The organism is Desulfovibrio sp. 1214_IL3152 (assembly GCF_036763055.1).
Taxonomy (GTDB): Bacteria; Desulfobacterota; Desulfovibrionia; order Desulfovibrionales; family Desulfovibrionaceae; genus Desulfovibrio.
In genome coordinates this window covers 1-2,206 of record NZ_JBAIYW010000586.1, presented here as the reverse complement: position 1 = coordinate 2,206, position 2,206 = coordinate 1, and the positions used below count along the sequence as shown (strand labels likewise).

Genomic DNA, 2,206 nt, shown 5'->3' with positions numbered 1-2,206 from the left:
TACAGCGCGCCGTTATGGAAGGATGGCAGCCCGGAGCCAGGGCGGGCATCTCCATAATGCGCATCGGCAGCCGACTTGATGCCGGGCCTGTTTATGCCGTGGACGACACTCTTATCGGCGAACATACCTCGGGCAGCCTGCATGACGCTCTGGCGCAGATGGGGGCGGAACTGCTGGTCACCGTTCTGGACGATCTCATGGAAGGCAGGGCAGTGGCCGTGGAGCAGGATGAACGTCTTGCCACTCACGCGGCCAAGCTGGGCAAGCGCGACGGCTATGTGGACTGGACGCGCACTGCGGCCGAAGTGCATGCACAGATACGCGGTGTTACGCCCAAACCCGGCGCGCGAACGGTGCTGCATCTTGATACGGCAGCGGATTTTGCCGCCCAGGCCATGCCGCTCATTGTTTCACCCGGAACAATCGGTGTGCCGGTGGCTGGCACTGCGCCGGGCAGCATACGGCACGACGGGCAGGGCATGAGCATTGCCTGCGGCGACTGCTGGTATGTGCTCGGCATGGTGCGTCCCGAGGGCCGCAAGGACATGCCCGCGCGTGACCTGCTTAACGGCAGTCTCAAGAATCTTCCTCAGGGCGTATGCGGCATGGCGCGGTCACCGGAAGAGCCACTGTAGCGGCTGTTGTCAGCATATTTTATTGTTGAAATTTTTTGTGGGAGGGACCTTTGTGCAGCAGGGTCCCTCCCCACCCGCCTACCTCCAAAAATCTTTATTCTTGTCTTGTCTGTGACAGGGGTACTCCTGATCTGAGGCGGGGGAGACCAGGGTCGCGCCTTCCGGTCACAGCATTGCCTCAAAGTTGACCTGCCCCAGTGAGGCTCATTTGGGCCTCTTTTTTTTCTTTTTCGTATACTGGGAAGCATAAAGGCCCTTTGTTGCGTATGGCCCGCGTGAGGCGTAAAAAAAGCCATAGGCCCGTTTTTAGAGCCTTTTCACTTTGAAGCTGCTCTGGCGGCTGCGTGAGCAGGTATCGCGGCGGAGGCGTAAGCGCAGCTTCAGCCGTTACGACAAAGGAAGTTACGGATGCTTCAGAAATCGTAACGCAGGAAACTACGCTTGCAGGCAGCATGTGTAACGATCGGCCTGTTTCCACACAATCGCTGTCGCCATTCGTAAGGCTCGCCAGGCTCGCCAACGACTGCCGCGAAGACAGCAGAGCTATTTATTTGCGCTGCTAAGCGCCGAAGCGAGCGTGGCTTAAACTTTGAGAATGTTCATCCTCAAAATTAATCTGCTCTATAAGTTTGGGCCTTTTTGCAGTCGTTTTATGCACGTGTACACCCCGAGGTTTCATGAAACTGCGTAAATCTCCCTTTTCGCTGCCGCCCGAGCAATATGGAGGCGCGCGCAAGCGCATCTTTATCGGACTTATGCTGGCATCCTGTCTGGTGGTCTGCCTTGGCCTGACAGTTTTTCTCATCCTGCCGTGGTCAGACATGCTGGACGGCATGGTCTGGCTTGAGCGCCTCAGTATCACCGTGGGGCTTGTGAGCATAGGGGCGCTCATGTGGCTGTGCCTTATGCTTGTGTTTCACATCTATACCGGCAAGGCCCTGCCTGGGGCGCGCAGTGTGCGCCATGTCACCATCCGCCTGTTTTTTCCGCTTATGGAACTGCTGGCAAAATTTGTGGGCATTGAACGCGGCAAGGTGCGGCGCAGTTTTATCAAGGTCAACAACGAACTGGTGCTTTCCTGCCGCAGGGCGGTGAAGCCAAGTGAACTGCTTTTGCTGCTGCCCCATTGTGTGCAACGTTCTTTATGTCCGCACCGCCTTGTACACAATGCCGACCTGTGCCGCCGATGCGGGCAGTGTCCCGTGGGGGACCTGCTGCACCTGCGCGACAGGTATGGCATACGCCTCGCCATTGCCACAGGGGGAACCATTGCACGGCGCATCGTGGTGCAGACCAGGCCGCGCTGCATCATTGCTGTGGCCTGCGAGCGCGATCTTACCTCGGGCATACAGGACAGCTATCCCTTGCCGGTCTTTGGCGTGCTGAACATGCGCCCCAACGGACCTTGCCTTGACACGCTTGTGCCTCTGGCGGCCCTTGAAGACGCGGTGCGCCTGTTTCTTGGTCTTGGCGATGCCGGGGCGTGCGGACAGGCAGGCTCCGGCATCGCGCCCGCCACTGTGACGATACCCGATGGAGAGGGCAGAGCATGAGCAGAAACATATCATTGA

2 protein-coding genes are annotated in these 2,206 nt (G+C 58.3%); both read left to right on the top strand.

Features of this window, described 5'->3' with window-relative positions; translation table 11 throughout:
- A partial coding sequence (locus tag V6C07_RS12330; protein ID WP_442891939.1) for a methionyl-tRNA formyltransferase occupies positions 1-635 on the top strand: 635 nt, incomplete at its 5' end.
- A 677-nt stretch (positions 636-1,312) separates the two neighbouring features.
- Positions 1,313-2,188 carry a DUF116 domain-containing protein gene (locus V6C07_RS12325; RefSeq protein ID WP_333536776.1) on the top strand — a complete coding sequence of 292 codons (876 nt, stop codon included), beginning with the start codon at positions 1,313-1,315 and terminating at the stop codon, positions 2,186-2,188.
- The last annotated feature ends 18 nt before the right edge of the window (positions 2,189-2,206 follow it).